Genomic DNA, 22,219 nt, shown 5'->3' with positions numbered 1-22,219 from the left:
GCCATGAGCCTGACCCGCGCACAGATGGATCGGAAGATCGACGAGCACTTTGGCTTCGAGGCCAGCGACGATGTCGAGGGGGTGCTTGCCACCCTTGCCCTCGACGTCGAGCACGACATCGTCGGCGTCCCCACCGGCCCCACCCATGGGCGCGAATCGGCGCGCGGGTTCTATGAGGGCCTGTTCGCCGACCTGTCCGAGAGCCGCGTAGAAATGCTGCGCCGGCTGTACGGACCGGATTTCGTCGTCGACGAATCGATGTGGCACGGCCGCGCGCCGGGACGCCCGTTCGGACTGGACGGGCGCAACCGGCCGCTGGAATTCCGCCTGCTGCACGTCGTCGAATTCAATCCCGACGGCGACATCAAGCGCGAGAACGTGTGGCTGGATCTCGCCGCCATCCTTCGCCAGCTGCCCCAGGACTGAGCATGGACACGCCCGACTCCGGCCGACCCAACCAACGTCGCCGCACGCGCAAGGCGCTGCTCGAGGCCGCGACGCGCCTGGTGAAACAGGGACGCCGCCCGAGCCTGGAGGAAATCGCCGAGGACGCGATGGTCTCGCGCGCCACCGCCTATCGCTATTTCCCGAAGCTCGATGCGCTGCTGCTTGAAGCGGCGCTCGATGTCGCCGTGCCCGAACCCGAGGCTCTCCTCGCCGGTGCGCCGATCGACGACGCCGCGGCTCGCATCGAACGCGTCGACGACGGCCTGCACACCATGATCCTCGCCAACGAGGCGCAACTGCGCACGATGCTCGCGCATTCGCTGCAACGCGCACCCGCGGGGGAGGAAGACACCTTACCCGCGCGGCAGAACCGCCGTTCGCACCTGATCGACGCCGCGCTCGCCCCAGTACGCAAGCAGTTCCGTCCCGCTGCGTTCAAGACACTGTCGCAAGCTCTGGCCCTGGTCCTGGGCACCGAGGCGATGGTGGTATGCAAGGACGTGCTGCAGCTCGACGATGCACAGGCGCGCAAAGTGAAGCGCTGGGCGATACGAGCGCTGATAGACGCGGCGCGCAAGCCCGCCGGCGACTGACACGGACAAGAGACCCCACATGCAGATCCTCATTCAACCCCTGCAGGCCGATGACCTGCCCGAGGCGGATCGAATCTTCCGCCTCGCCTTCGGCACCTTTCTGGGATTGCCCGATCCCCTTGCCTTCGCCGGCGACGCCGACTATGTGCACACGCGCTGGCGCGCCGCTCCCGATGCGGCCTTGGGCGCGTATGTCGACGGCGTTCTGATCGGTTCCAATTTCGCTGCGCGCTGGGGCCGCTTCGGCTTCTTTGGTCCGCTGACCGTCCGGCCCGACTTCTGGGACCGCGGCGTCGCGCGCGAGTTGCTCGCGGCGACGATGACGCTGTTCGAACGTTGGAACACACGGCATGCGGGTTTGTTCACCTTTCCGCAGAGCACCAAGCACGTCGGTCTGTACCAGCGCTTCGGCTTCTGGCCACAGCATCTGACGGCGTTGATGTCGAAGGCAGTGCCGTCCGAAGTGTCAGGGACAACGAATTGGCGCGTCCTTTCCTCGCTGGCCCCACAGGCACGCGAGGCCGTGTTGGCCGACTGCCGTGCCCTGACGGATGCATTGCACGACGGTCTCGACGTCAGCGTCGAAATCGAGTCGACGCTGGCACAGAGCCTTGGCGAAACCGTATTGATCGAGGACGACGCAGGCCTGGCCGCCTTCGCGGTGTGCCACCTCGGTGGCGGCAGCGAAGCCGGCAGCGGTACCGCCTACATCAAGTTCGGCGCGACACGATCCGGCCCTAACGCACCACGCGACTTCGAGCGTTTGCTGGCCGCGTGCGAAGCCCTGGCGCAAGAACGCGGGCTGGGCCAGGTGATGGCGGGAGTGAACACCAGCCGCCACGACGCCTACCGCCGCATGCTGGCGCGCGGCTACCGCACCGTGGTGCAGGGCGTGGCGATGCAGCAGCACAACGCCGTCGGCCACAACCGCGCGGACTGCTACGTGATCGACGACTGGCGCTGAGGACAGCGGCAAGTCCCACCCATTCGGGTGACCGCTCACTTCGGTGCCGCCTGGCTGCCCTTAACACTCGAAAGGCCGGAGGGGTGCCTTTCGGCCTATTTTTATCGTTGATCGATATATTTATTATCGTTTCACGATAAATAAGGAGGCCGCCATGAATCGTATGTCCACCCGCGCCCTGGCCGTTGCCCGGCCGGTCATCCAGGGCCTGACCGTGCTCAACCTGCTCTACGGGGTGGGCATCGGCCTACTGCTGGTCTGGAGCTTCTTCATCACCGGCTGGCCGCAAACGCCGCTGGGCGACTTCGCGTCGCATCATCCGCTGCTGCCCAGCGGACTGCGCGCGATCGTCGTCATCGGCATGATCGGCGCGGCGATCGTGCACACCGTGCTGCGGCGCCTGCTTGCGATCGTCGACACCGTGCGCGCCGGCGATCCCTTCACCCTCGACAACGCGCGGCGCCTGGATGCCATCGCCTGGAGCGTGGTCGCGCTGGAAGTGCTGCGTCTGTTCGTCACCTGGATCGCGGCGGTGGTGTGGGAGCCCGGAAGGCTGGGCGGCTTCACCTTCGCTCCCTGGCTCGCGGTGCTGCTGCTGTTCGTGCTTTCCGGCGTGTTCGCGCAGGGTGCGCGCATGCGTGCCGACCTCGAAGGCACGGTGTGACATGGCCATCGCCGTCCGCCTCGACGAACTGCTGCACGCCCGCCGCATGACGCTCACGGAGCTCGCGTCGCGCGTGGACATCACCCTCGCCAACCTGTCGATCCTGAAGACCGGCAAGGCCAAGGCGATCCGCTTCGCCACGCTGGAGGCGATCTGCGCGGCGTTGGAGTGCCAGCCCGGCGACCTGCTCGCCTTCGATCCGTCCCTTTCCTCGGAGGAATGACGCCATGTCCGCGTTCGTTGCCCGCTTCTTCGCTCCCGATCCGCGCCACGACGGCGTACGCCCGATCCAGATCGGCGGCCTGCGCCTGTTCTATCTGCTGATGCTGGTGTTCGTCGCGCCGGCCGCGTGGCGCGTGCTGCTGACACACACCGGCGAATGGGAACCGCTGCGCGCAGTCGCCTGGTCGGTGTGGGCCACCTACCCCGCGCTGGCGTTATTCGGACTGTTCCGTCCGCTGCGCTGGCTGCCGTTGATGTTCTTCACCATCGGCTACAAAGCGATCTGGCTCGCTTTCGTCGCCTATCCGCTATGGCAGGCGGGCGCGCTGTGGGGCACGCCGGCGGGTGACGTGGCCGGCTCCTTCCTGGCCCTGCCCGTGTTGGCGGCGGTAGTTCCGTGGGGCTATGCGTGGCGGACGTACTTCGGTTGGTCACGCAGAGAAGTGCACCGCTCCGCCCAGGCGTAAGACTCCCCGGTCGCACCCGCCGTGAGTAAGCTGGGGCATGACCATTATCCAGCCCATCTTGAACGCGGCGGCGCCCGCTCCACGGACCGTACTGCGCCCCGATGCGGAGCCGCCCGTTCGTCACGTATGCGTAGTGGGCGGCGGTACCGCGGGCTGGATGACCGCGCTGTTGCTGGCCAACACGTCTTACGGACAGCGCTTGCAGGTAACGGTGATCGAATCGCCGCAAGTGGGGATCATCGGCGTGGGCGAAGGCTCGACGCCTTGGCTGCGCGGATTCTTCCAGAGCCTCGACATCGAGGAATCCGAATGGATGCCGGCGTGCAATGCCACCTACAAGGCCGGCATCACCTTCGATCGCTGGTCGACGCGGCCGGGCTTCGAGAGCTATTTCCACCCATTCGCTTCGATGCTCGACAACCTGACGATGACGCAGTTCGTGCAGAACGTGCACGCGCGGCTGGAGGGCGCCGACGTCTACGCGCACCCCAATCGCTTCTTCATTTCGCATCGGCTGGCGAGCGAATGCCGCGCACCGCGCCCTGATCCGTGCTTCCCCTTCGACATCTGGTACGGCTATCACTTCGACGCGGTGCTGCTGGGCGCCTTCCTCCACCGCAAGGCGCTGGAACGCGGCGTGCGCCATGTGCCGCGCCACATCCAGGCGGTGACGCAGGACGAAAACGGCGACATCGCGCAGTTGCAACTGGAAGGTGACGAGACGCTTGCGGCGGACTTCTTCGTCGACTGCAGCGGCTTCGCCTCGTTGCTGATCGGCAAGACGCTGGCTACGCCGTTCGTGCCTTTCGCCGAGAATCTGTTCAACGATGCCGCCGTCGCAATGCCCACGCCGCTGGACGGAGCGATCATGACGCAGACCGTGTCCACCGCGCTCGACCACGGCTGGGCGTGGAAGATTCCGCTGACCGAGCGCTACGGCAACGGCTATGTCTACAGCACCGCGTACTGCACGCCCGACCAAGCGGAGACCGAGCTGCGCGCCCACCTGGGCCTGCTCGATGCCGACGTTCCCGCGCGCCATCTGAAGATGCGCGTCGGTCGCGTCACCCATTCCTGGAACCGCAATTGCGTCGCCAACGGTCTGGCGCAGGGATTCATCGAGCCGCTGGAAGCGACCGCGCTGATGTTCGTGCAACGCACGGCGACCATGCTGGTCGACGCGCTGGAGAAAGGCGATCTGAGCGAAGCCGCGCGCCAGCGTTTCAACGAAACCGTCAACGCGCAGTTCGAAGCCACGCGCGACTACATCGTCTGCCATTACAAGACCAACAGCCGCACCGACACGCAATACTGGCGCGACAACGCCGCCAACACTCGCCTGTCGGATTCGCTGGTTCAGGTGTTGCGCACGTGGATGGCGCGCAAGCCGCTGGTGCCGGGCCTCAAGAAGGGGCTGTTCGGCCATGCCTATCCCACGATGTCGTGGTACGCCCTGCTCGCCGGCATGGGCGTCTTCCCCGATGCGCAGGACTTGCAGGCTCCCACGCCAAAGCAGGCGCAGCACAACCTGCCGGCGCTGGACAACATGCTCGACCGCAGTGCGAAGAACTATCCGGACCATCGCGAATTCCTGCAGGCGATTCCGCCGCGCACGCGCGAGGAGACGTTGCAGCTCTATCTCTGGTGATCCACAAACTCCCTCGCCCCGCTTGCGGGGAGAGGGACAGCGTCGCGTCAGCGACGCAGGGTGAGGGGACGTGGCTGTCGGCGGTTGCGCGATCCCAGCGCGGGCAGTCGGCGCCGGTGGGCAGTCGCGACACGCCGTGAATCCGTCCATGGAGGCTTGATCAGCGGTATCCATGCCGCTGACAGTCGCGCCTACCCACCGGCACCGCCTGCCCTCGACACATCTCGGGCGCGTCTACGAAAGAGCAAAAGCAACTCGCTGCGCTCGCTCCCCCTCTTCTGCCCTTCGGGCATCTTCTCCCCGCAGGCGGGGAGAAGAAGGGCTCCGGCGCCGAAGTGGCGATCTGCATGCTCGCGGTAAGCGCTGCCCGATGGGATGGGGGTGCGGAGAGCGGACCAGGATGGTCCGCGGCCCCGACTAAAGGCAGGGATGCCGTCCGGAGGGGCGGAGCACCCCCGTCCCGTCGGGTAGCGCGTCCTACCGAAGCTGACAGCCAGCGATTCGCACAACGTGCGGGCGAAATTACACGCGGCGCCCCTGCGTTGCTGCACTAACGGCGCCAACGCACGCGGAATCCGCCGTTCGAATCCACGTCCACGTCACCGCCGAAGGCGCGGCACTCGCGCCGCAGCATGGCGAGCAGCCAGTCCCGATCCTCGGGTCCTGCGCGATTCACTCGAAACTTCCGGATCCGCGTCGGCACTAATTCGAATTCCCGCAATCGCCCCGTGACGAGATCCATCGTAGGGAAGTACATCAAGCCCAGCTCGCCGCGATAGGCCTCATGCCCCTCGATGCCCTCGTAGTCGTTGAGGAAGTCGCCGCAGCCATAGAGGATCGGGCGTTCGCGATAGATCTCGATGGCCCTGGGATGGTGCGAGGAATGGCCATGCACGATGTCGGCGCCGGCCTCGTCGATCAGCGCATGTGCGAACGCGCGTTGTGCGCTGGAAATCGCATAGCCCCAGTTGCCGCCCCAGTGCAGCGAGCAGAGGACGCGATCGCCTGGGCGTCGATAGCGGCGAATGAGCGCAGCGATACGCGTCGCGGTGGCCGTCGACAAATCCGGCAGGAGATGCACACCTGAACGCTTCGCGGTCGCCGCCCAATCTTCGGGCACGCCGCTGTCTACCGTTGCGGCGCCAAACACGAGCAGGTGCGTGCCCTCGCCCAGCGGCAGGATCGCCGGCGCCTGCGCGGCATCGAGGTCGGCGCCGGCTCCCGCGGTCGCGATCTTCGCCCGATGCAAAGTGGCGAGTGTCTCGGCGAGGCCTTCGCGCTGCCAGTCGAGTACGTGATTGTTGGCGAGCGAGCAGCAGTCGATTTCAGCAGCCGTGAGGCAGCCGACATTGTCGGGATGCATGCGGTAGTTGATGCCCTTGGGCCAGGGCGTGGCGCTGCGGGTGATGCTGGTTTCGAGGTTGATGATCCTGGCCGCGGGCCGGCGCCGTTTCAGCTCGGCGAGCGCGTCGCCCCAGATGTAAGCCGACGGCGCCGGATGCGGTATATCGCCGCTCTCGCGTTCCGCCAGCGCGAGATAGTCGCGCGCGTCATGAACATAGGATTCGTGCAGTTGCGGCTTGGATGGGTGCGGCAGGATCTGATCGATCGCGCGCCCGGTCATGACATCGCCGCAGAGGAACAGGGAAACGGACGCGGCATCGCCCGCGCGAGCACGCCGCTGCGGTGCGGCCGCGCGCGACGCGAACGTCGCGACCCCGGCCGCGATGCCGCCCAGCGTTCGGAGAAAGCGGCGACGCTCGTGCATGCGCAGAGGATAGGCGCGGCACCGTTATGGATGCGCCACCCGGACGCGCGGCGCACGGCAGCGGCAGGACGCACCCAGCTAGAGGACGTGGCCGTAGGCCCGGCTGCCTCGCGTTGCACCCATAGCGGCCCCATTCCGGGGCGGCCGGCGCTGGCCGCACGACCGACCGGCCATGAGGGCCGTCGCCGTAACGCAGGACGTGTGCACCCCACCGCGCCCTGCCTCGATGACAAAAGGACATTGCATGAAACGGCTGACACTGATCGTTGCCTCCTCCCTGGTCGCTTTCGCAACCACCGCCTTCGCGGCGCAAGCCGGGCAAAAGGCCGCCGCGCAGAAACCTTCGCTTCTACCCAAAGCCGCGGCCAGCGCCTGTCAACTGCCGCCCAAAACCACGCAGTTCTCGTTCTGGCAAACCTGCCAGAACGTACAGATGAACGGCTGCACGCTCCAGGCCAGCTGTCGCACCATGGATGGCACCTGGCGCAATGCGACTTTCGACATGAACGTCTTTCCGCAGTGCTACTCCGATTTCTTCGGTGGGCGGAACATGGTCAACAACAACGGCAAGCTTTGCTGCGGCTATGCCGGAACGCCGGTGATCTGCGGCACATAGGCATCGGCCCGACTCGCGCAGGGCGGGCACGTCCCGCCTTGCGCGCACGCGCCAGTGGCGCGTAAGCAGCACGCCTTCACCCTCGCCAGTTCGCGTGCGTTCGCCAGAACTCGACGCTGCGCTGATACGCCGCGCGATCCAGTGCGACGCCCGAGCCGCCCTCTTCCACTCCCAGCGCGTTGCGCATCATCGTGACCGGTGCCATCGGCGTCTCGATCGGCTCGGCCGTGTACATGCATCCCACCACGCCCCAGTCGGCGGTGATCGTCGTTCCTTCCTTCGCCAGCTGTTCGCGGCTGTAGAGGATGACGATGAGATAGTCCGCCACCGGTGGCTCCAGTCCCTCGAACCAGCGCACCAGCACCGGCAGTTCGTCTTTCGTGCGCGCCTCATATTCGGAGCACAACAGATGCCGGTTGGCGTCGGTGATCGGCGCCGCCAGGCAGCGCGTCGAGGTCCAGTTGCGATGCACATGCAGCTTGCAGAACGGCGCGTAGCCGTCTAGCACCGTCAGCGGCGCCACGTCATTGAGATGCCGCTCGAACTGCTCGGGCGTGCAGTCCTGGATGGTGTTGCGGCGCGGCTCGCGCGGAAAAAGACGGGGACGGGCGAAGTCGGTGAGGACGATGGACATGCGGCGCAGGCGGCAGGAGCGATCAGGCATTATCCGGCACGCGGCAGCCCGTTACCGATGCGCGCTCGTCATGACCGGCGGCAGGGGTCACGACAGCGGCCTCCTGTTACGTTGCACCCCACATTCGGCCAAGGACCCCACATGACCAGTTGGTACTTCCATTCCGGCAGCGGCGATCGCGTCGGCCCGTTCGAAGACGGCGCCGCGCAACAGTACGCGCAGCAGCATCCGACCCATTTCTGCTGGCGCGAAGGTTTCACCAGCTGGCGGCCCATCGCCGAAGTCGGCGAACTGCGTGCTGCCGGCGCGCCCGAGCACCTGCCTCCGCCGATGCCCGGTCCGTCGGGCAATCGCACCACGACACGCAACGATGACATCGACTACCGAATCGTCGGCAACGATATGCAATTCGTCGAAGTCGAACTCGACCCCGGCGAAAGCGCCGTCGCCGAAGCCGGCGCGTTGATGTACAAGGACGCGTCGGTGGAAATGAACACCGTCTTCGGCAGCGGTGCGCACTCCGGACAAGGCGGCGGCTTTCTCGACAAGCTGCTGACCGCGGGCAAGCGCGTCGTCACCGGCGAGAGCCTGTTCACCACCGTCTACACGCATACCGGCAGCGGTAAGGCGCACGTCGCGTTCGCGGCGCCCTATCCCGGCACCGTGCTGGCGATGAAGCTGGACGAACACAACGGCCGCCTGATCTGCCAGAAGGACAGCTTCCTGGCCGGCGCGCGCGGCGTGCAGGTCGGCATCCACTTCCAGCGCAAGATCCTCACCGGCCTGTTCGGCGGCGAAGGCTTCATCATGCAGAAGCTAGAGGGCGACGGTTGGGTATTCGTGCACGCCGGCGGCACCGTGGTCGAACGCGAACTGCGCGCAGGCGAACGCCTCGACGTCGACACCGGCTGCGTCATGGCCTTCCACGACACCGTCAACATGGACGTGCGTCCGGTCGGCGGCATCAAGAGCATGCTGTTCGGCGGTGAAGGCGTGTTCCTCGCGACCCTGACCGGCCCGGGCAAGGTGTGGCTGCAGTCACTGCCGTTCTCGCGCATGGCCGGACGCATGCTCGCGGCGGCGCCGCAACAGGGCGGCGGTCGCGATGAAGGTTCGGTGCTGGGCGGACTGGGCCGATTGCTGGACGGCGACAACAATTTCTGACTCTACTTTCGCAGGGTGGGCGCTCGCGCCCACCCTGCAGTATCGAGCGATATTTTCGCGAACGACGTACGCAATCCTCTCGCGCAGGTAGCTGCTGCGTCGCAGCAACGGTCGATCCGGCGCAGCAGTAGCTTGCTGTCGGCGTCACATGACGCTGTCGACTGGAGTACGGACATGGGCAACCCACAACGATTCGCGATCTGGATGGGCACGATCGCGCTTTCCGCCGTGTGCGCCGCTGCGGCGTTCGCCGGCGAGGTGAAGGGACCACCGCGTACTGTGGACAACACGAATTACACGGGCGCCAGGACGAACGCCAATTCGAACTGCGCCTACAGCGGACTGAATGACTACGACTCGACCGACCCGGGTCAGGTCCGTTCTATCGTGCAGACCGCGGCCGATGCATGGAAGTACTACGGCCTGCCGCATGGCTTCCCCGGCCTGAGCGGCGCCTGCAAGGGCGGCACCAACGAAAACCGCGCGAAGAGTCAGCGTGGTTCCTGAGCGATCGGCGCCGCATGGATGCGTCGCGGCTCGAGGCACGCGATCAAACCTTGGCGTGCCTCGGCACCGCGCCTCGAAAAATCGGCGCGACGACCTTATGAAGACCGTCCCCCGATCGGGTAAATGCGGCCATTCGGGCCGATTCCGCAGACTGCGAGGTTCGTCCCCGCGTGGAAGCGGCGGCCCGAATTTCTCGCCAGCTTCGCGATTCACCGCAGCATGCGCGCGCGCCGACGAGCCCACAACGCACGCGTCCAAAACGCCGCCGCCGTGACGGCCATACCCACGATCAGCCCCGGGTAGTCGGCGAACAGAAAACGCGCATGGCCGTCATCGACGACGAAGCTCAGCGGCAACAAGGTGAAAAAGATCGCCAGTGCCTTTTCCCATGCCGAGCGGTACAGCGCACGGCGCGTACGTTGCAGCGCTCTCATCTCCAGACCAGGGTCCGGCGACGGAAGGAGCGCGGCCACCTGGGCCAGCTCCGGGTGCGCGGCCAGATACTCCTCTACCAGCAGGCGGCTCTCATGGCTTGCTCGGCCACTGCGCACCAAGGGGAGCAAATCGAGAATGACGTTTTCATGAAGCTGCATGTGGATGCTCCTGTTGTTCGAGAACGAGTTGGAGTTGGCGTCGCGCCCGGTGCAACCGAACACGCACATGCCCTGGCTCCAGGCCCAGGGCGTCGGCTATTTCCCCGGTGGACAGACCGTCCAGTCCGCACAACAACAACAACTGGCGCTCGCCTTCGCGCAGCGTGGCAAGTCCGGCACCGGCCTGGATAAGCCGCTGGCACAGCTCGGCTCGTTGATCGGGTCCGGGACTCTGGTCCTGCGTATCGCCCGAGGAATCGTCCTGGGCCGGAATCTCGACAACCGGCCGCCGCTGCCGCGAAACGGCCAGGTTGCGCACGATGGCGTAGAGGTAGCTGCGCACCGTCGTCTGGACGATGCGGTCCTCGCCCGCCAGGGCGCGGGCGAAGGCCTCCGAGCACAGGTCCTCGGCGTCAGTGCGATTGCCGGTCAGCATCCAGGCAAGCCGGAATACCGCATCGGCATGCTGGCGGTAGACCTCGGAAAAGCTGAGCGGAGCGTCCATGCCGAACAATACGCGCCAAGGGCGAAAGCGTTACAAGCTCATTAGCGCACTAGGCCGATCTCAGAATGCGCCGGCTATGTTCGTCCTGCAGCGCCCGCACTCCCGTCTGCGCCGGCTACCGCAATGCACTCGATCTCCACCTGCGCGCCCAAGGCCAGGCCGTTGGCGCCCAGGGCACTGCGCGCGGGATAGCGACCTTCGAAGAAGGTCTTGTAGACCTCGTTGAACTCGCCCCACTTGGAAATGTCGGCGAGCATCACCGTGCACTTGACCACGTCACGCAGGCTGTAGCCGTGCGCTTCCAACGTGGCCTTGATGTTGCTCATGGTCTGCCGTGTCTCTTCCTTCAGTCCGCCTGGCACTAGCTTGAAGGTGCCGGGCTCGATGCCGATCTGGCCGGAGAGATAGAGCGTCCGATCCACCCGCACTGCCTCGGAGAACGGCGCGTTGGTGGGAAGCACTTTGCCGGAGTTCAAGAACTCCACAGTCGGTTGCTTCGCCGATGCAATGCCGGTCACCAAGAGTCCGGCGATGACGGCCGGGAATAGCGGGGACATCTTCATGGCTTCGTTCCTCGCCTCATAAGACGAACGCTTCGCGCGGTGTGACAGTGCCCTACATCCCCGCTGGCGGCTGCCACAACTCGATCTTGTTGCCCTCGGGGTCGATGACCCAGCCGAACTTTCCGTGGTCCGGGTCATCCATCTGCTCCAGGACCTGGCAGCCCTCCTCACGAAGCTGGCCCATGAGCCAGTTCAAATCTGCCACCCGGTAATTGACCATGAAAGGCGATTGGCTGGGCGCGAAGTTCGAACCGTCTCCCACAGACCAAACCGTCGTGCCGCCGACGGGATTGCCGTCGTCGTCCGCCCAGCGAAAGGCAGTGCCGCCCCAAACCTGCACGTCGATACCGAGATGGGTCATGTACCAAGCGCGTAGCGCCGCCGGGTCTTTCGCTTTGAGGAAGATTCCACCGATGCCGGTTACGCGTTTCATCGAGACTCCATGGATGCGCTGTCAGTGCCGGAATGGTATGCGGCCCGGCGCCTTCGTGCATGCCTCCGCACCCTGATCCAGGTCATGGCGCGGGCGGCCGGCATCGACGATGCTTGGCATCCTCATCCCTACCCCGTCCTGTATGGGCAGCCCCATTCCAATCGAACTCGTGCACCCAGACGAAATCGCCATCGACGGCGAAGTCGTCGCGCTTGCCCTCGGGCTGGAAGTCGCGGCGTTCCGGCAACTGATGGAAGATCGCAAGATCAGCGTGCTGTGCGAACGCGGCACCGGCGAGGACGCCGGCTTGTACCGCGCTACCTTCTATTACGGACAGCTGCGGGCGCGACTCGTGGTCGACGAAGCCGGACGCATCGTGGATTCGATTTCGGGATAAGCAAACGCCCCGGCAAGCCGGGGCGTTCGTGTCCTGCAATACCAAGCGCGTATCAGGGGCTGGTGCGCAGCGTCAGGTTGTAGGCCGACAGGATCGGCAGAAGCGGTTGATAGAAGCTGCGCGTGCGGCTGTTCGGCTGCTTGCCCTTGCAGCTACCGCTGCCGCCGGACAACACACCCTGGGCCTGGCCCGGAGTGGTGATGAACGAGCCGCCCGAGTCGCCACCCTCGGAACATGCCGTGGTGCGCGTCAGGTTGAGGATCGTTTCGCCGGTGCTGTAGTTCACCGTCTGGTTCTTGGCCTCGATGGTGCCGCAGCGCCAGCCCGAGGTACGGCCCGAACGGCACACCGCCGCGCCGACGGCGGCTTCGGTGCCGCCATGCACGGTCACGTCGCCCTTGCCCCAGCCGTAGACGGTGGGCAGGAAGTTATTGCCTGCGTCCTCCCTGATCCAGGACCAGTCATTGCCGGTCTGCCCGGGATTGGGGAAGCTCGACGCGGCGAACGTGCCGATCTTCGGTCCGATCGTCCACTGCGGCGAGAGTTCCAGATACACAGGCTCGCCGGCATCGCCGCAGTGGCCGGCGCTGACGTAGCCCGGCGTACTGCCCTGGGTGACATTGAAGCCGATGGAGCAGGCGTACAGGTAGCCGTCGCCAGGGTTGCGCAGATAGCCCAGGCCGCCTTTCAGGTCGGCGCGCAGGCTCGGCTGTTCTTCTGCCGTTTCCAGACGCACGGTCTGCGCATCGGCACCGCTCGCGGCGACGAAGTCGATACCCGCCTGCTGCCGGCCCTTGCCGACGCTCACTACGACGCTGTTGCTGGGCAGATCGACGTACCAGCCGTACACGCCGTTCGGTGCCCTGCCGCCGCGCGCCAGCACGGCGTCGAGCTGTGCCTTGGACGCGTCGAGCGTCGCGAGGCTGTGGCGTGCATTGCGGATCTCGACGCCCGCGCCCGCCTGCTGCGGGCCGACCTTCGTGGTCGCGACGACCAGTTGGAAGTTGCCGTTGCCGCTGCGTTCGATCCAACTGCCGGCGAAGCTGCGTCCCTGCGCATTCGCCAATGGCTTTTCCTGCTGCGCCGCGAGGCGTTCGATCTTGAGGTACTGGTTCAATTGAGCCGAGGACAGGCCGAGGTCACGCTCCATCGCCGCGCGCAGCACAGCGGGCACGGTGTCGGGCTGCGCCGCCGAAGCGGACATGGCCATAGCGAGCGGGAGTGGCGAGAGCACGATCAGGCCGCGCTTGGCCCAGGTAACGAACTTGCGCATCTGCAAATCTCCAGTCGGTTGAGTTCGGATTGCAGGACCCCTCGTCCGTGCGGTGGGGACGCCTCGCGAATCAGGCCCGGCCGGCGGATGCTGTCGGCACGGGTATTCAATCGGCGTGAAGCGTCCTGGGAAGAGCGGCGACAACCCCATGTCGCGGGGGTGGCCCGAGTGAACAATTCACCTTATGCCCCCATTGGAGGAACGGCTGCACCGCCGGCAACCGGCCAGGTGCGCCTCGTGGTCACTGCTTCGGCACATCGATGTCGTACGCGATGAGCAATGCTCCGCCGCCCAGGCCGCTAGTGGCGCTGGACACGAAACGTGCACCGGGGCCTATCTTGACGCGCAGATATTCGCGCGTAGACACGAGGTTCTTGCTGCATTCCTTGTCCGGAGCACTGGCGATCTCCATGGCATCGGCGGCAGCGGTGCTGTAGCAGATACCTACGCCGTGACGGCCATTCGACCAGCGCCCGGCGGGGACTTCCAGCTGGCGCCGCACCGTTTCCTTTGGTCCCATGTCCCCCAGCCCGGGCAACACGCGCGACACCGCCTCAGGTTTGGCCGACACCGCCAGGGTAAGCACTCCGTCGTCGCCATCGAAGGCTTCGGTGCGATGCAACGTTGCCTCGGGGCCGAATTCCTCCGCGACGTACCGCGCGACCGGGATGAAGTCGCCATCGCAGCGGAGCGGCTCACCGGGCACTGGCTTGAAGCCTTCCGGCAACGGCACCAAGCGGCGGCAGACCAACGGCTGGCCATCATCGCCCCGCTTCCATCTCTCTTTACGGAGCCGCACCGTCACCTGTGCCTGCCCGGCCTGATGCGACGCCATAGGCCCGACCGGCACGGGCGGCGGCAGATCCTTGTCGACGACGAATGCGTAGCGCGCCATCCACGCATGCTTGGGCTGCTGCAGTCGCTCGCGCATCTGCGGCTCGTGGTTCAGCACGGTCAGCAGGCGACCGAGCACGCGCATCTGGGTTTCGTGGTCGGATGACGTGCCGCCTGGGCCGTCGACATACAGGTCGCCAACGTAGTTGAGCTTGCCGGCCTCGACATTGAAATGCGGCGCCTTCTCCGGCGGCACCGCGAGGTTGCTCGCAGCCGCGTACAGCTGTCCCACGTAATAGCGCCCAGCCTTTAGGCGGATCGTCGCGACGCCTTCGCGGCAGCCGATGTCGCCCGACGCTTTCAACGGCCCGAAGAAGCCTCCGCTCGACGTGCCTTCCGCGAACACCTGCACCCCGGCCACTGGGCCGCTACTGCACTCGATGTTCGTGAGCAGGATGCCCTCGTCTGGTTTGAGTGTGTCGTTCTTGTCGAACGATCCACTCCAGACCGGACCTGCCACGCCCGCCGCCAACACTGCAATCCACGCAATCCGCTTCATCCCTGCCCTCTGATTTTTGCCCGCGGCGAGTCTGCAGGGTGGGTATGGCGAGTTCAAGTCCAGCGTGATCACGATCCGGACCTATTTGCTGCCTACAATCCGGGCAGGTTTATGTTCTGCCGCTGCTGGTCACTGGAACGCTGGTGGAGCGCTGTCGGAGTCTCGGCGCTCTTGGGGTGTGTCTGTCGTCGCAAGTACGCGAGGCAGTGGATTGCCTAGGGATGTGAGGCAATCGCGAAGTCGAAGACTCTCGAATGGCATGACTAAAGGAGCTAGATATGCAATCGATCCACGCGGTTTCGCCCAGGCCATGGTTCGCGCAGGCCAGGAGTTTCCTGTGCGCGCTGGTGCTGCTGTTGGGTGCGGGTTTCATCCCCACGGCAGCGCACGCCCAGGCTTGGTCCCTCACGCAGGCGCAACGCCAGGCGTATTTGAACTACTACGCGCCCGTGATCCTGCAGCGCGCCGAGGAAGACAGCAGCAAGCCGGGGCGGGACTGGATTGCCAATTACGACTTCGATCGCGACGGCAACTTTTCCAACAACCGCTACACCTGGACCAGCGTATTGCCGAGTTACGTCGCGGCAGGCGCGGCGGGCACGGGCGCTTACCAGAACTGGCGCATCCGGCCGACGCTGTACGCCTCGCTGGTCGAGTACATGGATGGCGGCAGCAAGGGGGCGCTGATGCTCTTCCATGTCTTCCATCCCGTGGATAAGGAAGGCGAACAAATCCACGATTGGGAACGCATCGAGATATCAGTCCGCGGCGTGACCGGCACGCCGGGCGGCGCGGGCGAAGTCGTCGGTCACGTCACCGTGACCAGCCATGGCGATCACGTGATGCGCAGCAATGGCAGTTCGGACCTGAAATTCATGCAGGTCGCCACGGGCAAGCACGTGCTGATCTGGCAGGCCGACGAGGACAAGGGCGTCGGCAGTACACACGCGCACGAGCTGCATTTCGTGCAGGACTCCTACAGCACGATCAGCGCCCGCGTCGCGGCGAATGGCACGGCCGACGTCGACGTCACCAACGACGACGACAAGAACGTGCATTACGTCTGGGTGCCGGAGGCCTCCTCGGCGGCGGTCACGGCCTGGAACGCGAAGCCGATCAGCTATTCCAGCGCATCGTCGCTGGCCTCCCGCCGCGACACGCAGACCACGTGGTCGCAGGTGAAGCGCATCACCTATGAGCTGCAGGACCTGGCGGACGTGTTCGCCACGCAGTGGAGCGGTGCCACGTGGTGGACCAGCTGGACCGACGACGCCACCGAGGACGTGCTGCTCGATAGCGCAATCGCGAACGAAACCGGCGTGGCCGAAGTGCCCGCCGGCCTGCAGCGCTTCTACCTGGGTTCGCGCGATGCGTACAACTCCAACGGCACCGACGGCCGCGAAGGCGTGATCGCGAAGTCCTGGTTCTGGGGTGCGTATTCGGCGGAGGAGAACGCCGATGACTTCATCTCCGGATCGGACGACTTCGGCGGCTACGACGGCACCGGCCGCGACAGCTACGGCCGTACTCGCGCGACCGCGAGCGGCGATGCTGGATCGATTGGCAATTACTGGCGCCAGCACGATTTCTTCGTCCACTCCGGCGTGCTCGACTCGCGCGATCATTACGAAGCCGGCATCTGGCTGGTGGGCGCGTGGTACCTGCCGCAGAATGGCGGCTTCGACGGGCGCTGGTCGCAACTATTCGACGACCGCCGCGACTACGAGGCGCCGCCCGTAGTCGCGCCCCCGCCGCCGACCTGCCCGGTGAACGGTCCGACGCAGTGCGAGATCAAGGGCGGCACGTGGAACGCGACAACGTGCACCTGCAAGGTCACTACCTGCCCGACCTGTGGGATTCCCTGACGCGTTGCGTCGCATCGCAGAAAAAGCCCCGCTCGCGGGGCTTTTTTTCGGCCGCGGAAACCAATTGCCCGCTCCCTTACGCTCTATACTCCCGATGTCCCCCGATGTGTCCTTGGCCCAACGCCCTACCGGCGACGGGCCTGGGTGTGTGCAGGCGTAGTGGATGCAAGTGATGCACGAACTCGGCGTGTCTGTAACAGGCTACGGACGATCCGTTCCCTCTCCGTCCATCGGCTGGAGCAAGTCCAGGGCCGCGTACTGGATGGCGGCGGCGTTCGCCCTCTCGCTGACGATGTCGCCCGGAACCCTCCACGCCGCTCCGCTCGCGGCGGTCCAGGAAGCGGTCGCGTCCGCAGCCGCAGTCGCCTATCCGGCCGAACGCGAGCGCCTGCGTGCGCAGATCGCTGCGTTCAAGCGCAACGGAGAGCAGGCGCAAAGCCTGGTGGCGATGGAATCGCTGCGTCGCCTTGCCGTCGCCAACGATGATCCGGATCTTGCGCATCTCATGGAGGTGGAGCGGATCTTCGCCACCCACGAAGATGCCGCCATCGACCAGAGCCTGACCGCGCTCAATGCCGTGCGCGCCCGCGTCCGGCCCCAGGCCTCGGTGGAGTTGCAGGAAGCCTTGGCGCGCGTTTACGGCAATCTGTACTTCGATGCCGGCAACTTCGGCCTTGCCCTGCAACACCAACTGGACGCATTGCGTTTGGCGGAGCGTCTGCCCAGCGGTGCGCAGGAGGCACGCCTGCACCGGCTTGCCGTCATCGCCGAGCTGTACAACGCGATGGAGCTGCCGAAGCAGGCACTGCGCTATGCCGATCAGGCCCTGGCCCCCAACAGTGGCGTGGCCATGCCTCCCGACAGCCGCGTTTCGCCACTGTGCGCACGTGCGCTCGCGCTGATCCAACTGGGGCAGCTCGCCGATGCGGCGCGCGCGATCGACGAAGCCGAACGGATCGATGCACAGGCCAATCCGGGCGCCAACACCATGCGCGTGGCGCAAGCCCGAGCCACCCTGCAACTGGCGGCGCGACAGCCGACGCAGGCACTGCAGGCCATCGAGCGCCTGCGGGCGTTGGCCGACCAGTTCGACAGCCACTACTACCGGACACGCGCAGGATTGCTGCTTGGGCAGGTGCAGATCGCACGCGGCGATATGGCGGGCGGGCTGCAGGCGATGCGCGGTGCCACGGCGGAATTCGAACGCCTGGGCCAGGTGATCGACGTGCTGGATGGCCAGCAACGCGAGATCCAGACCCTGCGCGCACAACGCGCCTGGCCCGAGGCGGTCGAGGCGATGCAACGTCGCGAGGCGCTGTGGTCGCGCTTGTTCCGCAGCGGACAAGCGCGGGCCATCGCCGAGCTGGAAGCCAGGCACCGCGCCGAGGCACGCGAGCAGCGCATTAGCGCCCTCGACAACGAAGTGCGCCTGGAACGCGCGCGAATCCGTTCCGAACGCCTGCTGATGCTGCTGGCGGTCACCCTGGCGCTACTGGCGATCAGCATCGCCGCCCTGCTCTACCTGAGCCGCCATCGCGCGCGTCGCGAACGCGACCGACTGTCGCATGTGGTCCGCCATGATCCACTGACCGGCGCCTACAGTCGCTACGAGTTCCAGCATCGCAACGCAGCCGCAGATGCCGCCGCCACCGATAACGGGGGCGGCGCCGTTCTGCTTCTGGATGTGGACAACTTCAAGGCGATCAACGACCGCCACGGCCACGACGGCGGTGATGCCGTCCTCAAGGCACTGGTCGCCCATCTACGTCTTGCCCTCGCCAAGGGCGACGAGATCTACCGCTGGGGCGGCGAGGAGTTCCTGGTGGTGTTGACCGAGCGCGACCCGGCCACGCTGACGCGTGATGTGCGCGCCCTGCTGGATTCAGCGCGTGCTCCGGTGCTCTGGCATGGACAATCGATTCCGGTAACGCTGTCGGGCGGACTCGTTCGCCATCCGCTGGCGCCGGGATGGACCGCCCCCCTCGCCGATGCGATCCGTTGGGCCGACGCTGCCTTGTACAGCGCAAAACGCGCCGGCCGCGATCAGGTGACGCAAGTGCATGTGACCGACCAGGGCGCCCGCGACCTGATCGGACACCGGCCACTCGACGTTGCCCAGCTCGAAGACTGGCAGCGACACGGCGATGTGGAGCTGCACACACTGCACCCGACACGCAAGAGCGAACACACGCAGGCTGGAACGGCGGCGTCCTGAAGCAGAACGCGGGCGAGCCATCCTCAGTGGTACTTGCCGTCCCCAGGCAGCTCGCCTTCCCATCGGCCTTCGGAGCAGTTGTAGACGGGCATTCCCGGACTGCGTACGCCGACCTCTTTGAGACAGTCGCGCTTGTCACGGAAACTCGCGTGACATTCGTCCAGGCGCTTGCTCTGGTCCGAGTACAAGACCCAGCGCCATGCATCGTCTTTATCCAGGTAAATCACAAACTGCTTCGTCGCATGCAGCATTGCATCCGCCAGCCATCCCCGGAGGCCGCGGGCATCCTGTCCCACGCAAAACATGAAGCTGTGAGCGCGTATTGGTCCCCATACGGCGTGAACGCAGTGCAAAGACCCGCCGAACCGATCGGAGGCGTGGTCAAGTCTCGGCTTTTGCGCCGGACAGACGGAGATCGAAGGCGGGGAATTCACCTGTGGCACGAAGCGGCCGGAGCCGAAATTCTTCCAGCACCCGCTCCCCCTTATCGGTAAGACGCGGCGGCTCGCCGGGCTCCATCAAACCACGCTCCAGTAACGCATAGCGCACTGAGGGCCCGATCTGGCTGCGGCCTTCGTGGATCGCCTCGAGGATGCGCAGCAGTCCCTTTTCTTCGAAAGTCAGTCTTGCCATTTCATTTCGTACAGGCCCGTGTTCGCGTCGGAGCCTATCTGAATGAATTGTTCAAGGCGCGTGAACTGAAGCCCAGAACTCGGATTTGGGTGGCGGATCGCATTTCCTGAGCGCACGTGCGTGGGGGGAGGAAAGGCCGCCTTGACCCAGCGACACTGGCTATCTGAACATCGAGTGCACATCCCCGCTTTTGGGGTCAGGCGTTAGGGGGCCTATGAAACTTTGGCAGCGTCGGTTGTTCGGCATTCTGGCCCTTGGCGGCGGAGCGGTTGGATTTGCTGTCACCTTGCAAATCGTGCTGACCAAATCGAACCCGATCGAATGGCTGTTTTGTCTGGCGTTTATTGCCATGTACAGCTGGGGCATCTGGTGCGGGCTCCGACTGATCGAAGGTCAGCCCGGTGCAGAGCGCTCGAACACCATTTACTGGCTCTTGCAGGTTCCCTATTTTCTTTCGCCCGTATTCGGCTACTTCTTCACCAGCGGATTTCACCTGACGGTGTCTCTCCAGTTCGCGCCCGCCAACTTCAACGCGAACTTCCTGCTCGGCAGCACCATGCTCTACTCGCTGCTTCAGGCAGATAAGCCGCTTGTGTTCGGTGTAAACCTCTTTGCGCTTGCTGCCGCGCTCTATATGAATCGACTGGCGCACTTGGCAGTTTCGCCCCCTAACCATTCATTCGAGCCGGAGCCGCTTCGTGATTCGGCCTAATTCAGGCATCAGGCGCGACCGGTAGATCCCGATGACCGACCTAAAAGAGCGAATCTCCGCGAGCTTCGCCGCCCAAGGATTGATGACCACCCTCGGCGCCGAGCTCGTACATATCGCTCACGGCGAGGTGCATATCGCGCTGCTCCCTCGCCCCGAACTCACCCAGCAGCACGGGTACATCCATGCGGGCGCAATCACAAGCGTAGTGGACAGCGCTTGTGGCTATGCCGCCCTGACCGTCGCACCGCCCGGACACGATGTCCTTACGGTCGAGTTCAAGGTCAATTTCATGCGTCCGGCGGCCGGCAATCGCTTTCTTGCTGTCGGCAAGGTGATCAAGGCCGGCAAGACACTGACGGTGTGTCAGGGCGAGGTAGTGAGCGATCAAGGCGCCAAGCGGGAAGCCGTCGCCGTTATGCAGGCCACCATCATCAATGTCGCTGACCTGACGGGACGCCGTTCCTGACGGGCGGACATCACATAGTTCAGTCGTCAGGTAGCGACTTTCATGCGGCCGTGGCGTGTTGCGCCTCGACGCTCACATTGACGGCCACGTCGATGTTGCCCTTGGTGGCTTTCGAGTACGGGCAGGTTTCGTGGGCCTTATGCGCAAGCGCCTCTGCGATTCCGCGGTCCACGCCCGGCACGATGACGTTGAATCGCGCCCGGAGGAAGTAGTCGTCGCCGCTTTGGACCAAGTCCACCTCGACCTCCACCGCCAGATCGGGCGGTACCTTGAGCTTCATCTCCTGAGCGGCCAACACGAGCGCGCCGCTGTAGCAGGCGGACCATGCGCCTGCGAACAATTGCTCCGCTGTGGGATGCGGCAGCACGGCCGCGAATACCTGCTCCTGGCTCGTGCCGGAACCGGACGCCGAGGTCTGGATATCCAGCCGGTCATGAACCGCGCGCGGCGCCGTGCCTTTGCGCGGACTGGCTGCGGTGTGGGTCCTGCCGGTGAATAGGATTGTTTCGGTCTTCGACATGGGAATTTCCTCTACGGATAAAGCGCATGAAGAAAAATGCACGAACACCCGACGCACGAATGCGGCAGCGCCGGCAAACAGAAAAAACCTCGCATTAGGGACGCGATAGCACGGCGTGGAAACGGAAGAGCTTGAACCGATGCGGGCACGCGCTCTGCCACCACATTCGCGAGGCGGCATGTCGCCACCTGCCAGAGGTGTTCTACGCTCAAACCCATACCGCGATTCACCGCTCGTCCGGTGGCACGGTTGTCGCTTGCGTGAGCGAACCACCCACAAATGCGGAGCCCGCCTGAAGGCGGGCTTGGCGGACTATCAATTTGATCTCAAGGCAACCTTGGCCCAAACGAAGAATCCTCCCGCCCTGGCGGAGGAATACTGAAGCTCGACGACCTTCAGCTGGTCCCCCACCTTCGCGACACTGGCTACCGGCGCGCTGGAGTGCCACTTGTCGTCGGTAATCTTGCGGATATACACGTCGTCTTTGACCGTAACGATGTCGTCGGGCTTTACGGGCCACGTCGCCGTGGTGGTTGGCGATCCTCCATCGAGCCATTGCGACTTTGCACTGTCCACACGGCCCAGAAACACCCAGCCCGCCGTTGGAAGGATTTGCGGGGCGACACGCTCGGCCGTCAGGATGGCTTGCTTGAAGTCCTGGTCCACGGGTTTATTCAAGGCCTCGGGGGGCGGTTCTCCAGGCGCCGTCGCTGGAACGACTTTGCTCGTAACCTCCCGCTGAGCTTCTGCCACCTTCTCTTTCTCTTCTTGCAGTTCGACGGTCACGCCGAACATGCCTAGTTTGCTCAGACCGCTCTCTTTGAGAAAAGTCTTGATGCTTGCCGGATGAATCAGGCATATCGCAATCACGACGGTCAGCAAGGCGTCGCGCAGCAATGACGACATGTCTTTCAGGTTGGCAAAGCGTCCCGATCCTAGCTTTTCTTCTGCCACCAG

Annotated in this window: 27 protein-coding genes; 15 read left to right on the top strand and 12 right to left on the bottom strand. The window is 65.0% G+C overall.

Annotation, left to right across the window (positions count from 1 at the left end):
* Nucleotides 1–3 precede the first annotated feature (3 nt).
* The 7 genes from ACYVJ8_RS04000 to ACYVJ8_RS03970 all read left to right on the top strand — a co-directional run bounded on the left by ACYVJ8_RS04000 (nucleotide 4) and on the right by ACYVJ8_RS03970 (nucleotide 5,005).
* Nucleotides 4–426 carry an ester cyclase gene (locus tag ACYVJ8_RS04000; protein ID WP_460709588.1) on the top strand — a complete coding sequence of 141 codons (423 nt, stop codon included), beginning with the start codon at nucleotides 4–6 and terminating at the stop codon, nucleotides 424–426.
* A 2-nt stretch (nucleotides 427–428) separates the two neighbouring features.
* A complete protein-coding gene (locus ACYVJ8_RS03995; RefSeq protein WP_460709587.1) occupies nucleotides 429–1,040 on the top strand; it encodes a TetR/AcrR family transcriptional regulator in 612 nt (203 codons plus the stop codon).
* Between the two features lie 19 nt (nucleotides 1,041–1,059).
* On the top strand, nucleotides 1,060–2,004 hold the full coding sequence (locus ACYVJ8_RS03990; RefSeq protein ID WP_460709586.1) for a GNAT family N-acetyltransferase: 945 nt from the start codon (nucleotides 1,060–1,062) through the stop codon (nucleotides 2,002–2,004).
* Nucleotides 2,005–2,158: 154 nt separating this feature from the next.
* The gene (locus ACYVJ8_RS03985; protein ID WP_460709585.1) at nucleotides 2,159–2,668 is read left to right on the top strand and encodes a DUF2975 domain-containing protein; all 510 of its coding nucleotides are present in this window, start codon (nucleotides 2,159–2,161) and stop codon (nucleotides 2,666–2,668) included.
* A 1-nt stretch (nucleotide 2,669) separates the two neighbouring features.
* Nucleotides 2,670–2,891 carry a helix-turn-helix domain-containing protein gene (locus ACYVJ8_RS03980; RefSeq protein WP_460709584.1) on the top strand — a complete coding sequence of 74 codons (222 nt, stop codon included), beginning with the start codon at nucleotides 2,670–2,672 and terminating at the stop codon, nucleotides 2,889–2,891.
* A gap of 4 nt (nucleotides 2,892–2,895) precedes the next feature.
* On the top strand, nucleotides 2,896–3,357 hold the full coding sequence (locus ACYVJ8_RS03975) for a hypothetical protein (RefSeq protein WP_460709583.1): 462 nt from the start codon (nucleotides 2,896–2,898) through the stop codon (nucleotides 3,355–3,357).
* A 37-nt stretch (nucleotides 3,358–3,394) separates the two neighbouring features.
* Nucleotides 3,395–5,005, top strand: a complete 1,611-nt coding sequence (locus ACYVJ8_RS03970) for a tryptophan halogenase family protein (protein WP_460709582.1) — start codon at nucleotides 3,395–3,397, stop codon at nucleotides 5,003–5,005.
* Between the two features lie 550 nt (nucleotides 5,006–5,555).
* Here ACYVJ8_RS03970 and ACYVJ8_RS03965 read toward each other — a convergent pair.
* Nucleotides 5,556–6,773, bottom strand: coding sequence for a CapA family protein (locus tag ACYVJ8_RS03965; RefSeq protein ID WP_460709581.1), 1,218 nt, complete (start codon nucleotides 6,771–6,773; stop codon nucleotides 5,556–5,558).
* 244 nt (nucleotides 6,774–7,017) lie between these two features.
* On the opposite strand from ACYVJ8_RS03965, the gene ACYVJ8_RS03960 reads away from it, so the two are divergent.
* Nucleotides 7,018–7,389 carry a hypothetical protein gene (locus tag ACYVJ8_RS03960; RefSeq protein ID WP_460709580.1) on the top strand — a complete coding sequence of 124 codons (372 nt, stop codon included), beginning with the start codon at nucleotides 7,018–7,020 and terminating at the stop codon, nucleotides 7,387–7,389.
* Between the two features lie 76 nt (nucleotides 7,390–7,465).
* On the opposite strand, the gene ACYVJ8_RS03955 is transcribed toward ACYVJ8_RS03960, so the two are convergent.
* Entirely contained in the window at nucleotides 7,466–8,023 is a 558-nt protein-coding gene (locus tag ACYVJ8_RS03955) for a DUF3228 family protein (protein ID WP_460709579.1), read from the bottom strand.
* A 141-nt stretch (nucleotides 8,024–8,164) separates the two neighbouring features.
* Between ACYVJ8_RS03955 and ACYVJ8_RS03950 the strand changes: the two genes are divergently transcribed.
* Nucleotides 8,165–9,187, top strand: a complete 1,023-nt coding sequence (locus tag ACYVJ8_RS03950; protein WP_460709578.1) for a TIGR00266 family protein — start codon at nucleotides 8,165–8,167, stop codon at nucleotides 9,185–9,187.
* Nucleotides 9,188–9,361: 174 nt separating this feature from the next.
* Complete coding sequence (locus ACYVJ8_RS03945; protein ID WP_460709577.1) at nucleotides 9,362–9,694, top strand: hypothetical protein; 333 nt, start codon at nucleotides 9,362–9,364, stop codon at nucleotides 9,692–9,694.
* 209 nt (nucleotides 9,695–9,903) lie between these two features.
* Here the strand turns inward: ACYVJ8_RS03945 and ACYVJ8_RS03940 are convergent, their stop codons facing one another.
* From ACYVJ8_RS03940 to ACYVJ8_RS03925, 4 genes are all read right to left on the bottom strand, one after another.
* Nucleotides 9,904–10,287, bottom strand: a complete 384-nt coding sequence (locus tag ACYVJ8_RS03940; protein WP_460709576.1) for a hypothetical protein — start codon at nucleotides 10,285–10,287, stop codon at nucleotides 9,904–9,906.
* On the bottom strand, nucleotides 10,274–10,792 hold the full coding sequence (locus ACYVJ8_RS03935) for an RNA polymerase sigma factor (RefSeq protein WP_460709575.1): 519 nt from the start codon (nucleotides 10,790–10,792) through the stop codon (nucleotides 10,274–10,276). Before ACYVJ8_RS03935 ends, ACYVJ8_RS03940 begins: the two co-directional genes overlap by 14 nt.
* Nucleotides 10,793–10,866: 74 nt before the next feature.
* Nucleotides 10,867–11,355, bottom strand: a complete 489-nt coding sequence (locus ACYVJ8_RS03930) for a RidA family protein (protein ID WP_460709574.1) — start codon at nucleotides 11,353–11,355, stop codon at nucleotides 10,867–10,869.
* A gap of 52 nt (nucleotides 11,356–11,407) precedes the next feature.
* Complete coding sequence (locus ACYVJ8_RS03925; RefSeq protein WP_460709573.1) at nucleotides 11,408–11,788, bottom strand: VOC family protein; 381 nt, start codon at nucleotides 11,786–11,788, stop codon at nucleotides 11,408–11,410.
* Between the two features lie 169 nt (nucleotides 11,789–11,957).
* Between ACYVJ8_RS03925 and ACYVJ8_RS03920 the strand changes: the two genes are divergently transcribed.
* Complete coding sequence (locus ACYVJ8_RS03920; protein ID WP_460709572.1) at nucleotides 11,958–12,185, top strand: DUF6522 family protein; 228 nt, start codon at nucleotides 11,958–11,960, stop codon at nucleotides 12,183–12,185.
* Between the two features lie 52 nt (nucleotides 12,186–12,237).
* Here ACYVJ8_RS03920 and ACYVJ8_RS03915 read toward each other — a convergent pair whose 3' ends face one another.
* Together ACYVJ8_RS03915 and ACYVJ8_RS03910 are read right to left on the bottom strand one after the other, a co-directional pair.
* A complete protein-coding gene (locus tag ACYVJ8_RS03915; protein WP_460709571.1) occupies nucleotides 12,238–13,458 on the bottom strand; it encodes a S1 family peptidase in 1,221 nt (406 codons plus the stop codon).
* A 241-nt stretch (nucleotides 13,459–13,699) separates the two neighbouring features.
* A complete protein-coding gene (locus tag ACYVJ8_RS03910; protein ID WP_460709570.1) occupies nucleotides 13,700–14,851 on the bottom strand; it encodes a hypothetical protein in 1,152 nt (383 codons plus the stop codon).
* 278 nt (nucleotides 14,852–15,129) lie between these two features.
* Here ACYVJ8_RS03910 and ACYVJ8_RS03905 point away from each other — a divergent pair, with 278 nt between their 5' ends.
* Nucleotides 15,130–16,716 (top strand): hypothetical protein, encoded by a 1,587-nt coding sequence (locus tag ACYVJ8_RS03905; protein ID WP_460709569.1) that lies wholly within the window; start codon nucleotides 15,130–15,132, stop codon nucleotides 16,714–16,716.
* A 163-nt stretch (nucleotides 16,717–16,879) separates the two neighbouring features.
* Nucleotides 16,880–18,931, top strand: coding sequence for a diguanylate cyclase domain-containing protein (locus tag ACYVJ8_RS03900; RefSeq protein WP_460709568.1), 2,052 nt, complete (start codon nucleotides 16,880–16,882; stop codon nucleotides 18,929–18,931).
* 23 nt (nucleotides 18,932–18,954) lie between these two features.
* Here ACYVJ8_RS03900 and ACYVJ8_RS03895 read toward each other — a convergent pair whose 3' ends face one another.
* Together ACYVJ8_RS03895 and ACYVJ8_RS03890 are read right to left on the bottom strand one after the other, a co-directional pair.
* A complete protein-coding gene (locus ACYVJ8_RS03895) occupies nucleotides 18,955–19,182 on the bottom strand; it encodes a hypothetical protein (protein ID WP_460709567.1) in 228 nt (75 codons plus the stop codon).
* Nucleotides 19,183–19,312: 130 nt separating this feature from the next.
* Nucleotides 19,313–19,564 carry a hypothetical protein gene (locus ACYVJ8_RS03890; protein WP_460709566.1) on the bottom strand — a complete coding sequence of 84 codons (252 nt, stop codon included), beginning with the start codon at nucleotides 19,562–19,564 and terminating at the stop codon, nucleotides 19,313–19,315.
* 214 nt (nucleotides 19,565–19,778) lie between these two features.
* Here ACYVJ8_RS03890 and ACYVJ8_RS03885 point away from each other — a divergent pair, with 214 nt between their 5' ends.
* Together ACYVJ8_RS03885 and ACYVJ8_RS03880 are read left to right on the top strand one after the other, a co-directional pair.
* Nucleotides 19,779–20,276, top strand: coding sequence for a hypothetical protein (locus tag ACYVJ8_RS03885; protein WP_460709565.1), 498 nt, complete (start codon nucleotides 19,779–19,781; stop codon nucleotides 20,274–20,276).
* Between the two features lie 31 nt (nucleotides 20,277–20,307).
* Nucleotides 20,308–20,742 carry a PaaI family thioesterase gene (locus ACYVJ8_RS03880; RefSeq protein ID WP_460709564.1) on the top strand — a complete coding sequence of 145 codons (435 nt, stop codon included), beginning with the start codon at nucleotides 20,308–20,310 and terminating at the stop codon, nucleotides 20,740–20,742.
* Nucleotides 20,743–20,782: 40 nt separating this feature from the next.
* On the opposite strand, the gene ACYVJ8_RS03875 is transcribed toward ACYVJ8_RS03880, so the two are convergent.
* Together ACYVJ8_RS03875 and ACYVJ8_RS03870 are read right to left on the bottom strand one after the other, a co-directional pair.
* Complete coding sequence (locus tag ACYVJ8_RS03875; protein ID WP_460709563.1) at nucleotides 20,783–21,262, bottom strand: Ohr family peroxiredoxin; 480 nt, start codon at nucleotides 21,260–21,262, stop codon at nucleotides 20,783–20,785.
* Nucleotides 21,263–21,577: 315 nt separating this feature from the next.
* Nucleotides 21,578–22,216, bottom strand: coding sequence for a hypothetical protein (locus ACYVJ8_RS03870; RefSeq protein ID WP_460709562.1), 639 nt, complete (start codon nucleotides 22,214–22,216; stop codon nucleotides 21,578–21,580).
* Between the last annotated feature and the right edge of the window lie 3 nt (nucleotides 22,217–22,219).

Source organism: Lysobacter terrae (assembly GCF_054782215.1).
Note: the sequence above shows the minus strand (reverse complement) of the source record. Positions and strands in the feature narration are given on the sequence as shown.

Bases quoted from the DNA above. Each gene is read 5' to 3' on its own strand.
- ACYVJ8_RS03915 (WP_460709571.1), bottom strand. From the start codon at position 13,458: ATGCGCAAGTTCGTTACCTGGGCCAAGCGCGGCCTGATCGTGCTCTCG.
- ACYVJ8_RS03940 (WP_460709576.1), bottom strand. From the start codon at position 10,287: ATGCAGCTTCATGAAAACGTCATTCTCGATTTGCTCCCCTTGGTGCGC.
- ACYVJ8_RS03925 (WP_460709573.1), bottom strand. From the start codon at position 11,788: ATGAAACGCGTAACCGGCATCGGTGGAATCTTCCTCAAAGCGAAAGAC.
- ACYVJ8_RS03935 (WP_460709575.1), bottom strand. From the start codon at position 10,792: ATGGACGCTCCGCTCAGCTTTTCCGAGGTCTACCGCCAGCATGCCGAT.
- ACYVJ8_RS03890 (WP_460709566.1), bottom strand. From the start codon at position 19,564: ATGGCAAGACTGACTTTCGAAGAAAAGGGACTGCTGCGCATCCTCGAG.
- ACYVJ8_RS03875 (WP_460709563.1), bottom strand. From the start codon at position 21,262: ATGTCGAAGACCGAAACAATCCTATTCACCGGCAGGACCCACACCGCA.
- ACYVJ8_RS03880 (WP_460709564.1), top strand. From the start codon at position 20,308: ATGACCGACCTAAAAGAGCGAATCTCCGCGAGCTTCGCCGCCCAAGGA.
- ACYVJ8_RS03975 (WP_460709583.1), top strand. From the start codon at position 2,896: ATGTCCGCGTTCGTTGCCCGCTTCTTCGCTCCCGATCCGCGCCACGAC.
- ACYVJ8_RS03950 (WP_460709578.1), top strand. From the start codon at position 8,165: ATGACCAGTTGGTACTTCCATTCCGGCAGCGGCGATCGCGTCGGCCCG.
- ACYVJ8_RS03990 (WP_460709586.1), top strand. From the start codon at position 1,060: ATGCAGATCCTCATTCAACCCCTGCAGGCCGATGACCTGCCCGAGGCG.
- ACYVJ8_RS03895 (WP_460709567.1), bottom strand. From the start codon at position 19,182: ATGCTGCATGCGACGAAGCAGTTTGTGATTTACCTGGATAAAGACGAT.
- ACYVJ8_RS03900 (WP_460709568.1), top strand. From the start codon at position 16,880: ATGCAAGTGATGCACGAACTCGGCGTGTCTGTAACAGGCTACGGACGA.
- ACYVJ8_RS03980 (WP_460709584.1), top strand. From the start codon at position 2,670: ATGGCCATCGCCGTCCGCCTCGACGAACTGCTGCACGCCCGCCGCATG.
- ACYVJ8_RS03945 (WP_460709577.1), top strand. From the start codon at position 9,362: ATGGGCAACCCACAACGATTCGCGATCTGGATGGGCACGATCGCGCTT.
- ACYVJ8_RS03885 (WP_460709565.1), top strand. From the start codon at position 19,779: ATGAAACTTTGGCAGCGTCGGTTGTTCGGCATTCTGGCCCTTGGCGGC.
- ACYVJ8_RS03930 (WP_460709574.1), bottom strand. From the start codon at position 11,355: ATGAAGATGTCCCCGCTATTCCCGGCCGTCATCGCCGGACTCTTGGTG.
- ACYVJ8_RS03910 (WP_460709570.1), bottom strand. From the start codon at position 14,851: ATGAAGCGGATTGCGTGGATTGCAGTGTTGGCGGCGGGCGTGGCAGGT.
- ACYVJ8_RS03985 (WP_460709585.1), top strand. From the start codon at position 2,159: ATGAATCGTATGTCCACCCGCGCCCTGGCCGTTGCCCGGCCGGTCATC.
- ACYVJ8_RS03965 (WP_460709581.1), bottom strand. From the start codon at position 6,773: ATGCACGAGCGTCGCCGCTTTCTCCGAACGCTGGGCGGCATCGCGGCC.
- ACYVJ8_RS03960 (WP_460709580.1), top strand. From the start codon at position 7,018: ATGAAACGGCTGACACTGATCGTTGCCTCCTCCCTGGTCGCTTTCGCA.
- ACYVJ8_RS03955 (WP_460709579.1), bottom strand. From the start codon at position 8,023: ATGTCCATCGTCCTCACCGACTTCGCCCGTCCCCGTCTTTTTCCGCGC.
- ACYVJ8_RS03995 (WP_460709587.1), top strand. From the start codon at position 429: ATGGACACGCCCGACTCCGGCCGACCCAACCAACGTCGCCGCACGCGC.
- ACYVJ8_RS03905 (WP_460709569.1), top strand. From the start codon at position 15,130: ATGCAATCGATCCACGCGGTTTCGCCCAGGCCATGGTTCGCGCAGGCC.
- ACYVJ8_RS04000 (WP_460709588.1), top strand. From the start codon at position 4: ATGAGCCTGACCCGCGCACAGATGGATCGGAAGATCGACGAGCACTTT.
- ACYVJ8_RS03970 (WP_460709582.1), top strand. From the start codon at position 3,395: ATGACCATTATCCAGCCCATCTTGAACGCGGCGGCGCCCGCTCCACGG.